Source organism: Butyrivibrio sp. FC2001, from assembly GCF_000424125.1.
Lineage (GTDB): Bacteria > Bacillota > Clostridia > Lachnospirales > Lachnospiraceae > Butyrivibrio.
The window spans coordinates 1-18,832 of record NZ_AUJH01000011.1; the positions used below are offsets into that span (position 1 = coordinate 1).

Here is an 18,832-nt window from a genome sequence, read left to right on the forward strand (position 1 = left end):
CCTGCGAGGCAGGAAAAACACGGCTCCGTGGTCAAGTGGTTAAGACATCGCCCTTTCACGGCGGTAACACGAGTTCGAGCCTCGTCGGAGTCATTCATTAGGAGCTTTAGCTCAGTTGGTTAGAGCAACCGGCTCATAACCGGTCGGTCCTGGGTTCGAGTCCCCGAAGCTCCACTTAAGAAGTCGCTATAGTAGCGACTTTTTGTTAATAAACGCCGGCGTGGCGGAACTGGCAGACGCCCGGGACTTAAAATCCCGTGGGTAGCGATACCCGTACCGGTTCGATCCCGGTCGCCGGCATGAAGAGAGAAGTGTAAGTAGATTGCGCTTCTCTTTTTTGTTATATTGAATTATATACATGTGAATCCAGATTTGTCTTTAGAGGAAGCGATAGACGATTTTGTCGAAAGAATGGAGAACAAGTAAATGAATCAGTTATTTGAACTTGGTAACCAATATGCAGCAAAGAGTGATTGGAGAGATTTTGCACTGACAAAAATATGCCTGTTTTCTTTAGGCGTCATAGCCGGCACCTGTATTGATCCTCAGAAAAAGAAATGTGCCCGGATAATGGCTGCTGGAGCTTTTGGGGCAACCTATATTATTCTGATGAAAAAAGTATACGAAATAGTAAAAGGGATGATGGAAAAGAGGTAGATTGAATGTTGAGTTTTGTCTTTGTGGCGCTTGGCGGTGCATTGGGAGCTGTAGCACGATATGCGATAAGTCTTATACCTGTGAAAACACAGTTTCCGATACTGACATTGGTAACAAACATTCTTGGTGCAATTCTTATAGGTTTTATCGTAGGAATAACAGATGAAAAGGGAGATGTAACGCCTAATACAGTTCTGTTCTGGAAGACCGGTGTATGTGGCGGATTTACAACATTTTCTACGTTTTCACTTGAGGCATTTAATCTGTTTGAGAAGAAAGCATACGCACTTGGAGGAGTGTATGTGGGACTAAGTGCTTGCTGTTGCATTTTTGGTATTTTCATGGGGAAAAAACTCTCAATGATAATAGAATAACATGACATTATATTGACATATGTCAGAATGGGTGTAATATTTTATCTGACATATGTCAATTTTGATTAATGGAGGATAGCTATGTCAAGAACACCAAAGTGCAGGAGAATATGTCGTTTTCCGGATTATTACAGCTTTATTCCTGAAGATGCGGAAAATGATATCTTTGAAACAATAGAGATGTTCCTGGATGAATTTGAGACTATAAGGCTTTTGGATTATGAAGGGTTAAACCAGGAAGAATGCGCTTTACGAATGGGTGTTGCAAGGACAACAGTGACGGCCATGTATGAGAATGCAAGGAAGAAACTTGTCAGCGCTGTTGTAGAGGGCAAGAGACTTTCCATTGCCGGTGGCAATATCGAAATTGACACAGAAAGAAACAGCTTACAGATAAGCATGAATGAAAAAGGAGATAAGACAATGAGAGTAGCAGTAACATATGATAATGGCAATGTTTTCGGACATTTTGGAAGAACAGAGCAGTTCAAGGTTTACGACATCGAAGATAACAAAGTAGTTGATTCCAGGATCCTTGGCACAAACGATGAGGGATGTGGTGCACTTGCTGGCATTCTTAATATCGCAAAAGTTGATGCACTTATCTGCGGTGGAATTGGTGGTGGAGCACAGAGAGCGCTTCAGGAAGCCGGCATCAAACTTTATGCGGGAGCAAGTGGAAGCACAGATGCAGCTGTCGAGGCTCTGATTGCTGGAACTCTTGATGCAAGCGGTGAGGCTAACTGCGATCATCATGACCATGAGCATGGTGAGGGCCATTCCTGCGGACATGGAGGCTGCCATCACTAAATGATAATACATCCGATACCACCTGTTTATGATGAAAATTCAAAGGTTTTGATTTTGGGAAGCTTTCCTTCTGTTAAGTCTCGGGAAGCTTGTTTTTTCTATGGACATCCACAGAATCGGTTCTGGAAGCTGCTTGCTTCAATCTTTGAGGATGATATGCCGGAATCAATTGAGGAGAAAAGGGCGTTTTTACTTCGCCATAATATTGCAGTGTGGGATGTTATCAAGTCCTGCGATATAGTGGGATCATCAGATGCCAGCATAAAAAACGTAGTTCCAAATGATCTTAGTATTATCCTTGATGCTGCCAATATCAGAAACATTTATGTTAATGGCAAGACGGCATATAAGTACTATGAAAAATATACTAAGAAGCTCATACAAAGAGAGGCTATATGCCTGCCTTCAACCAGTCCTGCCAATGCTGCATGGAATATGGAACGATTAAAAAGTGAATGGATGCAAATTCGAAACTAGAGCATTGTGTTTAGATATAGACATGAGTCATTTATGAAAAGTAAGAATTAGGGGAATCAGATTTGAAAGTAACTATAATACGCCATGGAAAAGTGAAACATATTTGGAAAAAGAGCTGCTCCTCAGATGAATTTGATGAAGAATGCAGGCTTTATGACACCGCGCCTATTGAAGAAATGACAAGAGTAGCTACTAATGAGGTTCCTACCATATATGTAAGTACTTTGGATAGGAGTACTCAGACTGCTAAGATGCTATATGGTGAGAGGGATTTTTGCAAATCCGAGCTTATCCATGAAGTTCCAATGAAAGCTGCCTTTGATACAAAATTAAAGCTTCCGATATGGGTTTGGTACTTTTTAGGACGTATTCAATGGATGACTGACAATAAAAGGCAGCCTGAGACTAGGAAGCAGACAGTAGAAAGGGCGGAACGTTTTACAAAGGATATCATCGAAAAAAATGAGGATTGCGTGTTGATATCACACGGGTTTTTCATGCATACGCTGATATCAGTAATGAAAATCAATGGCTTTAACAGCGATAGGACCAGTGCTTTTTATAAAAACGGCGAAGCTATTGTAATGATATTGTGAGAGTTTATGAATGCTATTTTCATGGTGGTTTAATGAAGTAGATTTATTAATGGATCAGGGTATGTCTTTGATGATGCAATTCTTACCATGATTTTTGCCATAGTACAGCATTTGGTCTGCAGTATTTATCACCTGTTCATATTTCATAAGGTCATTACCGCTTGCAAGGCCAAAGGTGGCTGTGAAGTTTATTGAATTATCTCCAAGCTTAACCTGGTGCTCTCGTATAGTATTTGTAAAAGATAACGAAAGTGGTCAGGATACCTATTAACTGGAGTAAAGCTTTTTTAAATCTGGTGGTGGATACAAGATGAAATATTACAGCTACCATGCCCAATGAGAAATAGATGAAACCACAGCTGCCAATGGTGAGAAGCTCGCAGACAATTGAGAACATCAGGATTTCAATAAAAGCAATCATGATGTTTCTGTCATTTCCACGCTTTGCAGTAACAAGTAAAATGATATAGATAATTGAACTGATGATATTGGTTAGTACAAGATAAGTTGCGCCACAGTACAGGTAGTAAAAAATGAAGTTACGTGAACATATAGGCATGTGGATAAAAATAAAGAGTTTTTATAATTGGCCAAAAGAGCAAGGAATTTTTTCATTGGAATTCTCCAGGCAAAAATAACTTTAAAAGAGTTACTTGTAAATATTTTAATTTTAGGCAATCTATAGTTCAATAGTTGTAAATATTAAAAGATTGTAATGTTGGCGAATAATATGTAAATTATAAAAATGCCTGTAAGAGGGAGTTTTAATTGTTGGAGGAAAAAATGAAAGTAGGATTATCAGCCTGTTCAAGTGGGCATTTAGCTGAGTGGGAAGGACAGATCACAGAGCTTGTAGATGCTTTTAGGGATATGGAAATAGAAGCTGTTCCGGCATCGCATATTATAAGAACTGTGGACGAATTTAGTGGTACTGATATGGAAAGAGCTGCTGATCTCATGAGCTTTTATAAAGATGATGAGATAGAAGCTATCTATGATATTTCAGGTGGTGACCTGGCAAATGGAGTTCTTAAGTATCTGGATTTTGAGACAATTTCCAAAACAAAGAAAATATTTTGGGGATATAGTGATCTGACAACCGTGATAAATGCCATATATACGATGACTGGAAAGCAATCGGTACTTTATCAGGTGAAAAATATTATATGGGAATATGCAACGATACAGAGGCAGCGTTTTTCAGATTATCTTTCAGGAGAAAACAGAGACCTTTTTGATATCGACTACAGTTTTTGGCAGGGAAAATCGATGAGAGGCGTTGTGGTAGGAGGAAATATACGATGCTTTACCAAGCTCGCCGGGACAAAGTATTTCCCTGATATGAATGGTAAGATATTATTTCTTGAATCCCTTGGAGGAGAGTCGGGGCAGATAGCAACGCTTTTTGCGCAGCTTGAAGATATGGGAGTTTTTGATAAGGTGGCTGGAGTTATACTTGGTACGTTTACAAATTATGAAAAAGCTGGTCTATCTTTATCGGTTTATGATTTGCTTAAAATGCATATTTCAAAGGAGCTTCCTGTTGCATGTACCAGGGAGATTGGGCATGGACATGATTCGAAGGCGATTGTAATAGGAAAGGAATACTCCCTTTCTTGTTAAAGAGATGTACTAAGCATTCATATAAAAGATGATATATTAAAGAGCTCGAAACGAGGATAAATAATGATAATTCAGTCCGGATCTCGGACGGACATACCTGCATTTTATTCTGAATGGTTTGCCAACAGATTAAAGGGAGGCTATGTCTACGTCAGAAATCCATTTAATATGACCTATATAACTAAATATGATCTGAATCCTTCCGTAGTGGATCTTATATGCTTTTGCTCTAAGAATCCAAAGCCCATGCTGGAGCATTTGGAGCTTCTTAAGCCCTATGGGATGTACTGGTATGTGACGATTACAGGATTCGGAAAGGATATAGAACCCAGGGTTCCGGATTCCATGGAGGTTGTGGAGACCTTCAAAAGGCTGTCGGAATTTGCGGGCGTAGACTCCATGGGATGGAGATATGATCCCATTTTTATTGATGAAAAGTACACCGCAGATTATCACATCGAGCAATTTGAAAAGATAGCCAAGGCACTGGATGGATATACAGAGACTGCGGTTATAAGCTTTATCGATCTGTATCAGAAGGTAAAAAAGAACTTCCCGGAAGCTAAGGCGGTTGAAAGGAAGGACAGGCTCTATCTTGGAGAACACATGGCAAAGATAGCCAAGGAGCACGGAATGGTCCTCAGACCCTGCAGTGAAGGAACAGAGCTTCAAAGATTCGGGGCTGATTGCAGCGGCTGCATGACTCAGCCAATTTACGAAAAGGCCATTCACAACACCATGGAGTTCCCGAAGGTGAAGGGTGCCAGATCCTCCTGCGCCTGCTACCTCGGCGGGGATATCGGAATGTACAACACCTGTCTTCATATGTGCAGATACTGCTACGCAAATTATGATGAAAAAACCGTAATGGACAATTATGCAAAGCATGATCCGGATTCGCCGCTTCTTATCGGCAATGTGAGACCTGAGGATGAGATTCACAAGGCAGAGCAAAAGAGCTGGATCGATGGGCAATTGAAATTCGTATGGTAAATGGAGAAGGATAGATAAATGGAAGAAAAAGAACATAAGAGAAGGGTTCATTACTCAGGTAAATACCCAAAGAAATTTGAAGAAAAATATAAAGAGCATAACCCTGAAAAGTATGCCGATACTGTGGCTCATGTTATAGCAAAGGGCTCCACTCCTGCAGGAATGCATATCTCAATTATGGTTAAGGAGATTCTGGATTTCCTTGATATTAAGCCGGGGCAGAAGGGACTCGACTGCACCCTGGGATATGGCGGACATACCTCCAAAATGCTGGAGAAGCTTCAGGGGAGCGGATGTATCTACGGTCTTGATGTTGATCCTATTGAATCCAAAAAGACAGTTGAGAGGCTTAGGGCAGCAGGCTTTGGTGAGGATGTTTTCCAGTTCAGACTGATCAACTTTGCCAATATAGATGAGGTTTCAAAAGAGGTGGGCAAGTTTGATTTTGTTCTCGCTGATCTTGGAGTATCCTCCATGCAGATAGATGACCCGAAGAGAGGCTTTTCATATAAGATAGACGGACCGCTGGATCTGCGTCTCGACCCCGACCATGGAGAGTCGGCAGCAGAGAGACTTCACAATATCACCAAAGAGGAGTTTATTGGAATGATGGTAGAAAATTCCGATGAGCCCTATGCCAAGGAGATAGCGGATAAGGTATTCTCACTTATGAGTAAAGGAAAGCCCATGGACACCACTAAAGAGCTCAGGGAAGCAATAGAGTCTGCGCTGTGGAAGGTTCCGAAGGAAGAGAAGGATCAGGCTATAAAGAAATCCTGCGCAAGAGTTTTTCAGGCGCTGCGCATAGATGTAAACAGTGAGTTTGAGGTTCTCTATTCTTTCCTTGAAAAGCTTCCGACTATTCTTAATCCCGGTGGACGTGTGGCGATTCTGACCTTCCATTCGGGAGAGGACAGACTGGTGAAAAAGTCCTTTAAGGAATTAAAGAAAAATGGCGTATACAGCGATGTTTCAAGTGATGTGATACGTCCATCCCAGGAGGAGTGCAGGCTGAATCCAAGAAGTAAATCTACAAAAATGAGATGGGCAATAAAGATATAAAAAATGACGTTATATGGTATAATGTAAATATATTTAAGCGATGATTTTGCATGATGTTTTACTGGATAAATAGCAAGGCTTATTGAAGCATAAGACGTGGTACGTATAGCACAGCGGAGACATAGAGATGAACTGTGATGCGATATGTAAACAACTGCTGAAATTCCTTGGGGGTAAAGAGAATGTCATAAACAGTGAAGCCTGTATGACAAGGCTCAGGGTTGATGTTCATGATCTTTCCAGGGTGGACATAGATGCAATAAAAAAAGTTGAAGGCGTGCTTGGAGTTATTGAGGGCGACACTCTGCAGATAGTGTTTGGCCCCGGTAAGGTTAATGAAGTTCATGAGGCATTCTCTCAGCTTCTGGGTGGCACAGATCCTTCTGTTTATGATGTTGCCAAGGAGAACAAGACAGCTCAGAAGGCTAAGCACGACAAACCTGTGCAACGCTTTTTAAAACGAATCGGTGACATTTTTGTTCCGCTCCTACCGGGAATCGTGGCGTGCGGACTTATCAATGGTATAACCAATGTCATAAAGGTTGCTTCCGGAGGAGCATTTAGCGGTTTGTGGTGGTATGAGAGTATTCGTACTATGGGATGGGCCGTTTTTACTTACCTTCCGATATTTGTTGGCTATACCGCGGCGAAGGAGTTTGGCGGATCTCCTGTGCTCGGAGGTATTGCGGGAGCGATATGTATATCCAATCCATCGATGCCGCTTCTTGCAACCTATGGCGACAGTCAGATAATACTTCCAATGACAGGGCAGCCGTACAACCCCGCTCATGGTGGTCTTATCGCAGCATTTATCGCCGGTGCAGCATTTGCATTTCTTGAGAAGAAGATTCGAAAGATAATGCCCAAAATGATTGATACCTTTATCAGTCCGTTGCTTGTTCTGATAATAGGTGTCGTAGCAATCGTGGCAATTATCCAGCCGCTTAGCGCTGTTCTGACAAAGGGAATTTATAATGTCATAGAATTTGTCTATGGCAAAACGGGATTTATCGGTGGCTATATTCTTTCAGCAGGATTCCTTCCGCTGGTGGCGACCGGACTTCACCAGGCACTTATACCTATTCATGCCATGCTAAATGACCCGTCAGGACCGACAGGTGGAATCAACTATCTGTTACCCATCCTTATGATGGCAGGAGGCGGGCAGGTAGGAAGTGGTTTTGCACTTTATTTTAAGACGAAAAATAAGAAGCTGAAGGGCTTCATACGTGATTCCATACCGGTTGGAATTCTGGGGGTTGGGGAACCCCTGATGTATGCGGTTACTCTTCCGCTGGGTAAATCTTTTATAACAGCTTGTCTTGGCTCCGGCTTTGGGGGTGTTGCTGCATCTCTTTTCCATATCGGAGCAGTAGCGCAGGGAGCTTCAGGACTGTTCGGACTACTTATTGTTGAGCCTGGAAAACAGGTACAATACGTGATAGCAATGCTCATTTCATATACTGCAGGATTTATTCTCACCTGGTTCTTCGGGGTGGATGAAAAGAGAATAAATGAAGTGTATGGGGAGTAAATACATAAACGTTTTTCTTATACAAGGGGGCTTCTGAATGAGTTTATTCAACAAAATTTTCCAGGGCAATAAAATTGAAATTGCTTCTCCTGTAAACGGAGAAATTGTACCTATATCACAGGTCAGTGATCCTACCTTTTCCGAGGAGATGGTGGGTAAAGGTGTTGCAATCATACCTTCTGATGGCAAATTCTACGCGCCCGCTGATGGAGCACTGATATCACTGTTCCCGACAGGTCATGCTTTTTGCATAAATACTGTTGATGGAGCAGAGCTTTTGGTGCACATAGGGCTTGATACCGTTAACCTGAAGGGTGAATTTTTCACGACACATGCGACACAGGGAACAGATGTTAAAAAGGGAGATCTTATAGTTGAGGTGGACCTTGATGGCGTTAAAAATGCAGGATACGAGGTCATTACACCGGTTGTTATTTCAAACCACAGCAAATTCTCAAAGTTTGAGAAGAAGTCCGGAGCCGTTGCTGCCGGAGATACAGCTATTCTTTTAAGTAAATGATATTGTAGTGACAATTTCATAAATAAAGGAGGAAAAGTGGTATGATGAAGTATTTGCAAAAGATCGGTAAATCTCTAATGCTTCCTGTTGCAGTTCTTCCTGCGGCAGGTATTCTCTATGGTATTGGTTATTGGATCGATCCGACGGGATGGGGTGCTAATAACATTTTAGCGGCGTTTTTCATTAAGGCCGCATCTGCTATTATCGACCAGATTCCTATTTTGTTCGCTATCGGTGTATCTGTGGGAATGGCACAGGATCATGATGGAACCAGCGCTCTGGCAGGTCTTGTTTCATTTCTTATGATCACAACACTCCTTAGCACCGGTGCTGTAGCTATGTATAAGCACGTTGACCCCTCTGAGGTTAATGCAGCCTTTGGTAAGATCAGTAACGCGTTTATTGGTATCCTTTCCGGTGTAATCGGTTCCTCGTGCTACAACAGATTCAAGGATACGAAGCTTCCGGACTGGCTGGCATTCTTTAGTGGAAAGAGATGCGTAGCAATTGTTACCGCTGGTGCTTCAGTAATTGCATCTGTAATTCTGTACTTTGTATGGCCTGTTATCTATGGCGCACTTGTTCTGTTCGGAACTACTATTTTAGGTCTTGGCCCCATCGGCGCAGGTATCTATGTAATGCTTAACAGAGCACTTATTCCTTTAGGACTCCACCATGCTCTTAATGCAGTATTCTGGTTCGATACAGCAGGAATCAATGACCTTGGTCTTTTCTGGTCAGGTGCTGAAGGCGCGGTAAAGGGCGTTACAGGTCAGTATATGACTGGATTCTTCCCTGTTATGATGTTTGGTCTTCCTGCAGGTGCTCTTGCAATGTATCACACAGCCAAGGATTCCAAGAAAAAGACAGCAGCGTCCCTTCTTATGGCAGGCGCTCTTGCATCATTTTTCACAGGTATCACAGAGCCCCTTGAGTTCGCATTTATGTTTATTGCTCCGGGACTTTATCTTGTACATGCTGTTTTGGCAGGTATTTCCGCTATCATCTGTGCAATATTGCCCTTCAGACTTGGATTTAACTTCTCAGCAGGTCTTGTAGACTGGGTACTTAGCTTCAAGGCACCGATGGCTGTTAATCCTCTGTTACTTATTCCGATAGGCCTTGTATTTGCTGTAGTTTACTACGTTGTATTCCGCTTCGTAATCGTGAAGTTCGATCTTAAGACACCCGGACGTTTCGAGGACGAGGATGAGGATGAAAACAATATCCAGCTCGCAAACGATGATTTCACAGCAATCGCACAGCTTGTTCTTGAAGGCCTTGGAGGAAAAGAGAACATTAAGGAGCTTGATTACTGTGCAACCAGAATCCGTACAGAGATAGTTGACTATACAAAGGTTGATGAGAAGACTATAAAGAAGGCAGGAATCGCAGGCGTTATAAGACCTTCCAAGACAACGGTTCAGGTTATCGTAGGACCTAAGGTTCAGTTTGTACATGATGAGATGAAGAAGATGCTGTAACAGGCAGATATAGAACTGATTTTAGTGTAAGACTGACAGTTTAAAAACTAAATAATTGATAATGAAAAGGGCATTTGAGATAAATCTTGAATGCCCTTTTTATGTCCTGGTTTGAAAAAGTTTACAGAAAAATCCGGGATGCTATTAAGTTATTTTGCATATTATCCGAAATATGGGATGAAAGCTGTAACTATGCCCTTTTATGAACACAAGGAGGTGTTTCATGAAGATACAGCAGAACATGGATGTGCAGAATTTCTTTATACGAAGTCAGTTTGGCGCTGATTCTGCGCTCAAATCCAAAAAGAATGATAAAAAGAATAAATCGAATCCACTGTCCCAGTTTGTAGATAAGGCATCTGATGAAACAAAGGGTGTTTCTGTGCAGATGAGGCATATGATAAGGAGCCTTAAGGAGGAGCAGACTGAGAAGACTTTGAATAATGCTTCCTCCAAGGATAAGCTGAATGGTTTTTTGCAGCAATCAGGTTCACCTGAAGCTGCTAAGGAAGAAGAGGTTTCTACGCCTCCAAAGTATAACTACAAGACAGTTGCAACCAAGATACAACAGGCGATGGTTTTTGCAAAAGAAGAAGAGGTGTCTGAAAAAGAGGATGAGATATTCGATGCCAGAATAGAAATGCTCGATGAAGTACTTGAAAATATGAAAGAAAGTGGAGTAGCATTATCTGATGATAAGCTTACTGAATTAAATGAGATGATTTCTGAATTCGGTGAGGAGGAGCTTGAGGAACTTGAGGAATCCATGGAGATGTTTGAGAATATGGAAATCGTGGATCCCCATATGAGTAAAGAGGACTTAGAAGACCTAAAGAGAAAGCACAGGGCATCGGAAGATAAAGCCATTATGAAAGCCAACATGGATTATCTTAAGGACATGATAAAGTATGTGTCGACCATGCCATCCATAGATATTCAGGTATAAAGGGTCCGGAGGAGTGAAAATATTATGGCAAAAGAAGAAAAAACAAACGTAATGAGAGTTCTTGATGGCAAGAAAATCGCCTATGAGAGCCATGCATATAAGCCGGATGCAACCATGAGCGGCGAGGAGATAGCCGGTATTCTTGGGGAGAACCCGGATAAGGTTTTCAAGACTCTCGTGACCCAGGGGAAAAGCGGGCAGTACTATGTTTTTGTCGTTCCTGTTAAGGAGGAGCTGAATTTAAAGAAGGCAGCATCAGCAGCTTCAGAAAAATCTGTTAGCATGATAAAGCAGAAGGAGCTGCTTCCACTCACGGGATATGTTCATGGCGGATGCTCTCCTATAGGAATGAAAAAGCAGTTTAAGACCTTCATTCACGAAACTGCAAAAAACTATGACAAGGTCTTTGTCAGCGCAGGGAAGGTCGGCTATCAGATAGAGCTTTCTCCTGAGGATCTTATTGCAGTCGTAGGTGCAAACCCGTCTGATATAGTCTGATTTTTCAAGAAAAAATTTAATTAGGATGGTCTATTTTTAATTGTAAAAAATAGGTATTGATTTCTGATTTACTATGGGGTATAGTTTTTATTGCAACGGAAAACGTTTTCCGAAAGGAGTGACTATGAATTTAAGTGCTATTTACCATAGAATGTCAGAGCAGTACTGCTATTCCATCGATCAGGACCAGCTCGTTATAAATATAAAGACCGGCTATGATGTGGACAGAATATATATCATTTACGGTGATCCCTATGACGCGGGAATAATGGGTGGATGCGAGCGCTGGAGTGGACAGAGAGAAGAGATATATTACAAAAAGAGACTCAAGGATCACATCTGGTGGACCACCACTTTAAGGCCTGAATTCAAGAGATGCAAGTATTACTTTGAAATTCATTCAAAGGATGAATGTATCAACTACTTTGAGGATGGCTTTTACACAGAGGAAGAGATGATGATGGATGGCAAGACTCTGTCCTATTTCATCATGCCCTGGATGAATCCTGCTGATGTTTGCAGGACTCCTGCGTGGGTTAACGATACTGTGTGGTATCAGATTTTTCCTGAGAGATTCTGTAATGGAGACAAGAGCATTGACCCAGAAAATGTACTTCCCTGGCAGTCAGGTAAGGTAGAGCTTCATGACTACTACGGAGGAGATATAAAGGGTATCAGGGATAAGATCCCATATCTTAAGGAGCTTGGTATTACGGGAATATATTTAAATCCTATATTCGAGGCCCACAGTAACCACAAATATAACACCAGGGATTACAAGAAGGTTGATCCGCATTTTGGAACAAATGAAGACCTTAAGCTCCTTGTGAAGGAAGCGCACGAAGCAGGAATCCGTATTATGCTTGATGCGGTTTTCAATCATACAGGAGCAGACCATCCCATGTGGGAGGACATTCTTGAAAAGGGTGAGGCCTCTGAGTATGCGGACTGGTACATGATAAACAAGTGGCCAATTGAGCAGGGAAGAGATACCAGAGATGGAAGATATTATTCCTTTGCCTTTGCAGAATATATGCCTAAGCTCAATACCAGTAACCCTGCGGTTCAGGATTATCTTCTTGATATTATCAGATTTTGGATAGAGGAATTTGATATAGACGGACTCAGGTTCGATGTAGGTAATGAGATATCCCATTCATTCCTGAAGGCAGTCCGATATATGACAAAGAGAATGAAGGACGACTTTTATCTGTTGGGAGAAATATGGCATGATTCCATATCCTGGCTTCAGGGAGATGAATATGACTCAGTAATGAACTATCCGTTATCCACAGCCATTGCAGATTTCTGGGTTTATAAAAACAGAGGCAGGGAGACCTTTGAATATGATATAAACAGATGCTTTACAATGTACTATTCACAGGTAAACGATGTTCTCTTTAATCTGCTGGACTCCCATGATACAAACAGGCTTTTTGAAAAGTGCGGAAGGAATGTTGACATATTCTATCAGCAGCTTGCGGTACTTTTTACTATGCCGGGAAGTCCCTGCATATATTACGGAACTGAGGTCATAATGGACGGCTCCTACGACCCCGATTGCAGAAGATGCATGCCGTGGGATGAGATAGATGCGGGTAAGTTTGATGCTGAAATCTCTGATATGAAGAAGCTTGTTAGCATGAGAAAGAGCATGGAGTCCTGCAAGAGCAGGAATTTCCATTTCCCCAATGATGTTAAGGAGGACAGAGTTATCTCTTACATCAAGCATGGTGAAAATGAAAGCCTGCAGGTTTATCTAAACTGCGAAGAAGCTGATGTTCAGATAGATATAAGTAAATTTAACGGAGTCGTTTATTCCCGCAAGTGGAATCAGACAGAGTCCGGAATAGGCACTTTGGAAAAGAACGGAATACTGATTCTTAAGGCATAAGAAAATGCAGCTGATTTTTTACGAAAACTACGAAACTTTCTGCACAAATCTGTTTTTGTGGTAAAATGATTTTTAATACTATATCGTAAAGTTTTGGGGGAAATATGGAAAAAATCAGTGTTGGGGCAAGGGATAAAATTGAACTTTTAACAAATAATATGAAGAACCGCCTGATCGGGAAGGATGATGTTATAAGGAAGGTTATAACAGTGCTTCTCTCGGGCGGTCATGTTCTTTTAGAGGATGTTCCGGGAGTTGGTAAGACCTCCCTGGCGAGGGCGCTTTCGGATTCTCTGTCATGCAGCTTTTCCAGAATTCAGTGTACACCAGATACAATGCCATCCGATATAACAGGACTGTCCATTTATCATATGGAAAAGGGAGAGTTTGAGGTTCTTCCGGGGCCTATTGTGAATCAGATAGTGCTGGCAGATGAGATAAACAGAACCTCTCCGAAGACTCAGGCATCACTTCTTGAAGCCATGGAGGAGAGACAGGTCACAATCGATGGCAATACAATTCCGATTCCGGAGCCGTTTATGGTTATAGGAACCCAGAACCCAATGGAGATGGCGGGAACCTATCCGCTTCCTGAGGCGCAGCTTGACAGATTCATGATGAAGCTCTCAGTCGGTTATCCTGCAGAGGAGAGTTCTGTACAGATAGCATCGGAATTTTTAAATGGATCTCTACATGCAAAGACTGAGCAGGTTCTTGACGCGGAGGATATCATTTCCATGAAGACGGAAGTGAACGGAGTTGAGATTCATAAGGATCTTGTGGATTATGCCGTGAAGGTTATCGAGGAGACGAGAAAGCATCACAGCATAAAGTGCGGTGCCAGCACAAGAGCGCTTTTGGACCTCCTCAGGGCGTCTCAGGCAAGGGCGTATATCGAGGGCAGGGATTACTGCATTCCGCTTGATATTATGGAGACAGCAAAGGATGTTCTTCCCCACAGAATGATTCTGTCAGCGGAAGCCAAGATGAATAAAATGACCCAAGAGACAGTTATTTTGCAGATTCTGAACAATCATCCGGTGCCGCAATGAAAGTAAATTATAAAAGACTTTTTGTTTTCTTAATTATCCTGATAGCAGCTGTAATTTGGGCATCATATATGGGAGGTGCTCTCCCGTACATGTGTCTTTTCAGCGTGCTTTTCTATTTACCGATTTCCGCTGTTTATATTTTGATAAGTAATCATTTTTTTCAGGTGTTTCAGGAGCTTCCTTCCAGAAGAGTTATGAAAAACGAGGAGCAGCCATATAAGCTTACTATAGAAAACGCCGGTCCCTTCAGAATAAATGATGTGCAGCTTCAGACTGAGGAGGAGCTTACGACAACGAGCTTCAAATCCGAGGATGAGAGCTCATCAGGTAATGAAAAAAAGCCGGTGATAAACTTAACTCCAGGGGAGAGAGTTCTTATAGAGGGGCTTATTAACTGTAAGTATGCAGGAAATTATGATGTGGGACTTTTAAGGGCGATGTTTTTTGATCCCTTTGAAATATATGGAGCATCCTTTTCTATTCCGGAGCCCTATCGGGTGACCGTAATGCCTATGATAACGGATATTGCAAACAGCGCTCTGGATTTTGAGAATCTGAAAAATTCAAGCAGGATTAAGAGCATTATCTTAAGGGAGCCTACCCCCGGAAATGACATGAGACCCTACAGACCGGGGGATCCGATAAAACAGATTCACTGGAAGGCTACAGCCTCAGCGGGTGAGCTTATAACAAGGACGCCGGAGGTTCTTGACCTTAAGAGGATAGCACTGGTACTTATTGCAGAAAATGGTATATCCCAGAAGAATGAGCCGCAGTTCATAAAACGGAGAGATTATTTTCTGGAGTTTGCGGTGTCAGCCGTGTACTACCATGCGCAGAAGGGTGAGAGCATACATGTGGTATATCCAAGGGGAGAAATAAAGAATATTCAGGTGGCATCCTTGGAGAGCTTTTCCGGGTTCTATGAGGATATATCTAAAGGACCTTTTTATAACAGAGAAAGTGACATAGAGAAGCTGGAAAAACAAAGCGAGAGTATGGCGGAAAATGAGCAGGACGGCATTATCATCACAGTCAGAGAAAGTGAATACGGCACAGAACATTTTCTGGAAATCAGAAACGGCAATTGAGCGTATCCTTCTGGTATTATCAGGAGTTTTACTGTGGAAACCGGGATTTTGGCTTATCCTGCTTGTTTGCTATGGGCTTTTTGAGGGGGTTCTTTTACTTGGAAGATATGCTCAGAAAAAGGGGATTCTTATCGGAGCTCAGGTGGTTGTGACAGGGGCTTTGCTTCTGCTGTTCCATGAGATTCCTGTGATATATCAGGCGGAGGATGCAGAAGAGGAGGGTTCCTATTTGTCTTCAATAGGTATCATAGCGTCGCTGGCACTGGCTGCTTACGTGATCCTTGTACTACTATCAAAGATTCCTGTGGCAATGGGGGTGCTCATAGTGGCAGTGGATGTCTATATCGTGATAAAAAGCATTTATGGATATCCCCTTGAAAGGGCAGCAGTTGCAGCAGCAATAACACTTACGATTTTGGAGCTGTGGAGAGCTACTGCATTTTTGTCGGATAAGATAAATAAAAAAGATCGGGAAGTCAGTTATATGGGCGGAAGGCGGGAGAGTCTTGGCTATCGCTGGCTTGTCCTCTTTGTACTTTTAGAGGTACTGGTTTTTTCAGTTCCTGTTAATGAGAAGCCGATTGACTGGAGCTTCGTGTACAGGATAGGATATCGGGTGCGGGATGGCATAGAGACTCTTGCTGAAAATACAGGCTATTACCTCTCCGGAATAGGAGAAGGATCCCAGTATCAGAGTGGATATAGCGGCTTTTCGCTGGTGCCGGGAGAGATAAGCGGAAGCACCCGTGAGGAGCTCTATATCACAACGGAGGGGACAAAGAACAGCCTCTATCTTGCAGGTTATATAGATGGAGATCAGGCAGGAATTTCCGAGGAGATGAAGGGCGAGAGACTCCTTGATTTCCTGTATGCGCTGTATTCTCATGATGTCACCAGGGAAGAGGCAAGGTGCTTTGGACGGGTGATGAAGCTTACGATTGAATTTGGATACCTCAGGACCAGGGATATCATCAGACCCGCAAATACGCTGATCATCGATTATCTGAAGAAGGATGAGATTGCGGAGGATGGGCTTCAGTTTAAGAAGACACACAAAAAGGGCTGCAGGTATGATGTGTCGTATCTGAATGTGGATTACGGCAGCAGGTATCTTGAAAAAATCATGAGAACGGCAGCTAAGTCTGAGATGCCTTCCTATAGTGAGATGGAGGATTATTGCGGAAAGCTGTATGACTTTCAGCTTAGCAGATGTGTCACTGAGGCAGAATATAAGAAGTGGACCGAAAGGAAGGAGGATTTTACAGAGTATCTTGATCCGGGAGAGCTGGCAACCTCAAGAATGAAGGAGCTTGCAGATGATATCACCAGGGATGCGGAAAATGAGTATGACGCCTGCAGACGAATAGAGAAATACTTAAGGCAATACAAGTATTCAACAAATCCCGGAAAAGGACAAAGTGCATCAGAAAATAAGCAGGCTTCCGGCGAGGATAATTTTATAGAGAGATTTCTCTTTGAGACCGGGGAGGGGTATTGCGTTCACTATGCTTCTTCCATGGTGGAGCTTTTGAGGCTTAGCGGGATTCCTGCCCGTTATGTGGAAGGCTATTGCTACACTTTTCCTGAGGTAAGGCATGATATCTTCACTGTGACAGGAGACAGAGCCCATGCATGGGTTGAAGCCTATGTTGATGGTGTGGGCTGGGTTCCCTTTGAACCTACCACGGCAAGGAGAACTTCAATTGATTCTTCCTGGAACTATACATTTACTGAGGAAGAGCAGGCAGATGAAGCGGATGTAACTGCAGAATATGAAGCAGAACAGTTTGTACCTGATATTCCTGATAATACGGCAGCTAATCTGACTGGAGATGAATCCGGGGATGAAGAAGAGCCCAAAAGACATGTAATAGATGTAACGGTCATGGCAAAGACAATCGGGATAATACTGGCAGGACTTGTTATCTATGCGCTACTTATGTGGGCAGCGATTGTTATAATCAGGGCTTTGAGATATAGAAATTCGCCCCTTGCTGGTAAGCTAGAGAAAAATATAAAGGATATTCTCTGGTTTATGGACAGAGAGTTCATAGGTAAGGGAGAGCAGGCAAGGGTTCTGGAGGATTATGTTCTTGCGCTTCCTTCAGGAGAAACAGTAAGAGGAGACCGCCTTGAGATCACCGATCTTAAAGAGCTGTCAGGGCATATTTTTTCCGTTTATTACAGGCAGAGGTTTGCCGGAAGATCTGCAACAGGAGCTGAAGTCAGAGATTCCGAGTATTTAAAGAAGCATCTTATGAAGAGATATATACAGAAAAAAATACCCGGTAATAAGCTTAGAATGAGAATGAAGGCTGAGAGATGAGGACTATAGCAGCGTCATCTTCACATTTTTTCCAATGATCTCATCAATTCCGCTAATTGTGGCAAAGCAGTTAAAATCAGAGAGAATCTCGCGGACCTGTTTTAATTCATATTGAGAAACGACAAGATAGAGAGCTTTGTTGTCACCTCCGATGTAACCTTCAGTGTTCCATTCGGTACAGGTGCGGCCAAGCTCTTTATATATGCGATCTTTTATTGAGTCAACATCATCGTGGGTGAAGATGAAGCAGGCTCTCTGTGCATCGAAGCCCTCTTCAACTCTGGTCATTACAACGGATACAAGGACATAAGTGAGGATAGAGTACAGACCCTTGTTCCATCCATATAAAAATCCAATGATCATGTACAAAACAATATTAAAATACAGAACCTGACGACCGATGGGAATGTGGATTTTGGGACTGAGAATGGAAGCGATTATTTCCGTGCCGTCAAGGCAGCCGCCGTATCTTAACACGATTCCGACACCGACACCAAGGATCAGTCCGCCGAAGGAGACGGCAAGAAGATGTTCGTTGGTTACGTTCGGAGTAGTTTCGAAAAATGCCACAGCTATGGCAAATATTGTCATGGCATAGATTGATCGCAGGACAAAATGAGGTCCCTTTTTCTTCCAACCAAAAAGGAGGAAGGGGACATTTAAAATCCAGGTCAGGATACTCAGTTTGAGACCAGTGAAATTAGAAATGATCATGGAGACACCGACTATGCCTCCGTCAAAGATTTTGTTCGGAGCCAGGAAGTCTTCAATTGCGAAAGCTGCTATGGTTGCGCCTATACCAACCATTATGTAGCTAAAGATATCTGTTTTTAAGTTGTTATTATTTTTCAGCATACTCAATACCAGTTCCTCCCCCGATTGAGGCATCAATAGT

19 protein-coding genes and 3 tRNA genes are annotated in these 18,832 nt (G+C 42.4%); 20 read left to right on the top strand and 2 right to left on the bottom strand.

Annotated elements, in window-relative coordinates:
• The first annotated feature begins 21 nt into the window (after positions 1 to 21).
• From G601_RS0105015 to G601_RS0105050, 8 genes are all read left to right on the top strand, one after another.
• Positions 22 to 93 (top strand) — tRNA-Glu (locus G601_RS0105015).
• A gap of 7 nt (positions 94 to 100) precedes the next feature.
• Positions 101 to 174 (top strand) — tRNA-Ile (locus G601_RS0105020).
• A 40-nt stretch (positions 175 to 214) separates the two neighbouring features.
• A tRNA-Leu gene (locus tag G601_RS0105025) sits at positions 215 to 300 on the top strand.
• A 126-nt stretch (positions 301 to 426) separates the two neighbouring features.
• Positions 427 to 657, top strand: a complete 231-nt coding sequence (locus tag G601_RS0105030) for a hypothetical protein (protein WP_026493089.1) — start codon at positions 427 to 429, stop codon at positions 655 to 657.
• An 8-nt stretch (positions 658 to 665) separates the two neighbouring features.
• Positions 666 to 1,031, top strand: a complete 366-nt coding sequence (crcB, locus tag G601_RS0105035) for a fluoride efflux transporter CrcB (protein WP_026493090.1) — start codon at positions 666 to 668, stop codon at positions 1,029 to 1,031.
• Between the two features lie 81 nt (positions 1,032 to 1,112).
• The gene (locus G601_RS0105040; RefSeq protein WP_026493091.1) at positions 1,113 to 1,841 is read left to right on the top strand and encodes a NifB/NifX family molybdenum-iron cluster-binding protein; all 729 of its coding nucleotides are present in this window, start codon (positions 1,113 to 1,115) and stop codon (positions 1,839 to 1,841) included.
• On the top strand, positions 1,842 to 2,318 hold the full coding sequence (locus G601_RS0105045; protein WP_026493092.1) for a DNA-deoxyinosine glycosylase: 477 nt from the start codon (positions 1,842 to 1,844) through the stop codon (positions 2,316 to 2,318). It begins immediately after the preceding gene.
• Between the two features lie 92 nt (positions 2,319 to 2,410).
• A complete protein-coding gene (locus G601_RS0105050; RefSeq protein WP_207638023.1) occupies positions 2,411 to 2,914 on the top strand; it encodes a phosphoglycerate mutase family protein in 504 nt (167 codons plus the stop codon).
• 208 nt (positions 2,915 to 3,122) lie between these two features.
• Here the strand turns inward: G601_RS0105050 and G601_RS26610 are convergent, their stop codons facing one another.
• Positions 3,123 to 3,473 carry a hypothetical protein gene (locus G601_RS26610; RefSeq protein WP_026664687.1) on the bottom strand — a complete coding sequence of 117 codons (351 nt, stop codon included), beginning with the start codon at positions 3,471 to 3,473 and terminating at the stop codon, positions 3,123 to 3,125.
• Positions 3,474 to 3,697: 224 nt separating this feature from the next.
• Here G601_RS26610 and G601_RS0105060 point away from each other — a divergent pair, with 224 nt between their 5' ends.
• The 12 genes from G601_RS0105060 (at position 3,698) to G601_RS0105115 (ending at position 17,937) form a co-directional block, all read left to right on the top strand.
• Complete coding sequence (locus tag G601_RS0105060) at positions 3,698 to 4,537, top strand: LD-carboxypeptidase (protein ID WP_026664688.1); 840 nt, start codon at positions 3,698 to 3,700, stop codon at positions 4,535 to 4,537.
• A 63-nt stretch (positions 4,538 to 4,600) separates the two neighbouring features.
• Positions 4,601 to 5,530 (top strand): DUF1848 domain-containing protein, encoded by a 930-nt coding sequence (locus tag G601_RS0105065; protein ID WP_026664689.1) that lies wholly within the window; start codon positions 4,601 to 4,603, stop codon positions 5,528 to 5,530.
• An 18-nt stretch (positions 5,531 to 5,548) separates the two neighbouring features.
• Positions 5,549 to 6,592: a 16S rRNA (cytosine(1402)-N(4))-methyltransferase RsmH gene (gene rsmH / locus G601_RS0105070; protein WP_026491681.1), complete on the top strand. Its 1,044-nt coding sequence runs from the start codon at positions 5,549 to 5,551 to the stop codon at positions 6,590 to 6,592.
• 127 nt (positions 6,593 to 6,719) lie between these two features.
• A complete protein-coding gene (locus tag G601_RS0105075) occupies positions 6,720 to 8,126 on the top strand; it encodes a PTS transporter subunit EIIC (protein WP_026664690.1) in 1,407 nt (468 codons plus the stop codon).
• Between the two features lie 37 nt (positions 8,127 to 8,163).
• Positions 8,164 to 8,646 (top strand): PTS sugar transporter subunit IIA, encoded by a 483-nt coding sequence (locus G601_RS0105080; protein WP_026664691.1) that lies wholly within the window; start codon positions 8,164 to 8,166, stop codon positions 8,644 to 8,646.
• Between the two features lie 41 nt (positions 8,647 to 8,687).
• The gene (nagE, locus tag G601_RS0105085; protein ID WP_026491684.1) at positions 8,688 to 10,130 is read left to right on the top strand and encodes an N-acetylglucosamine-specific PTS transporter subunit IIBC; all 1,443 of its coding nucleotides are present in this window, start codon (positions 8,688 to 8,690) and stop codon (positions 10,128 to 10,130) included.
• Positions 10,131 to 10,353: 223 nt separating this feature from the next.
• Positions 10,354 to 11,076 (top strand): hypothetical protein, encoded by a 723-nt coding sequence (locus G601_RS0105090; RefSeq protein WP_026664692.1) that lies wholly within the window; start codon positions 10,354 to 10,356, stop codon positions 11,074 to 11,076.
• 24 nt (positions 11,077 to 11,100) lie between these two features.
• The gene (gene ybaK, locus G601_RS0105095) at positions 11,101 to 11,574 is read left to right on the top strand and encodes a Cys-tRNA(Pro) deacylase (RefSeq protein WP_026491686.1); all 474 of its coding nucleotides are present in this window, start codon (positions 11,101 to 11,103) and stop codon (positions 11,572 to 11,574) included.
• 124 nt (positions 11,575 to 11,698) lie between these two features.
• The gene (locus G601_RS0105100) at positions 11,699 to 13,468 is read left to right on the top strand and encodes a glycoside hydrolase family 13 protein (protein ID WP_026664693.1); all 1,770 of its coding nucleotides are present in this window, start codon (positions 11,699 to 11,701) and stop codon (positions 13,466 to 13,468) included.
• A 104-nt stretch (positions 13,469 to 13,572) separates the two neighbouring features.
• Complete coding sequence (locus G601_RS0105105; protein ID WP_026664694.1) at positions 13,573 to 14,520, top strand: AAA family ATPase; 948 nt, start codon at positions 13,573 to 13,575, stop codon at positions 14,518 to 14,520.
• A gap of 89 nt (positions 14,521 to 14,609) precedes the next feature.
• Positions 14,610 to 15,611 (top strand): DUF58 domain-containing protein, encoded by a 1,002-nt coding sequence (locus tag G601_RS0105110; RefSeq protein WP_196808815.1) that lies wholly within the window; start codon positions 14,610 to 14,612, stop codon positions 15,609 to 15,611.
• Positions 15,529 to 17,937, top strand: a complete 2,409-nt coding sequence (locus G601_RS0105115; RefSeq protein WP_081673390.1) for a transglutaminase-like domain-containing protein — start codon at positions 15,529 to 15,531, stop codon at positions 17,935 to 17,937. Before G601_RS0105110 ends, G601_RS0105115 begins: the two co-directional genes overlap by 83 nt.
• A 3-nt stretch (positions 17,938 to 17,940) precedes the next feature.
• Here G601_RS0105115 and G601_RS0105120 read toward each other — a convergent pair whose 3' ends face one another.
• On the bottom strand, positions 17,941 to 18,792 hold the full coding sequence (locus G601_RS0105120; protein ID WP_035786055.1) for a YitT family protein: 852 nt from the start codon (positions 18,790 to 18,792) through the stop codon (positions 17,941 to 17,943).
• Between the last annotated feature and the right edge of the window lie 40 nt (positions 18,793 to 18,832).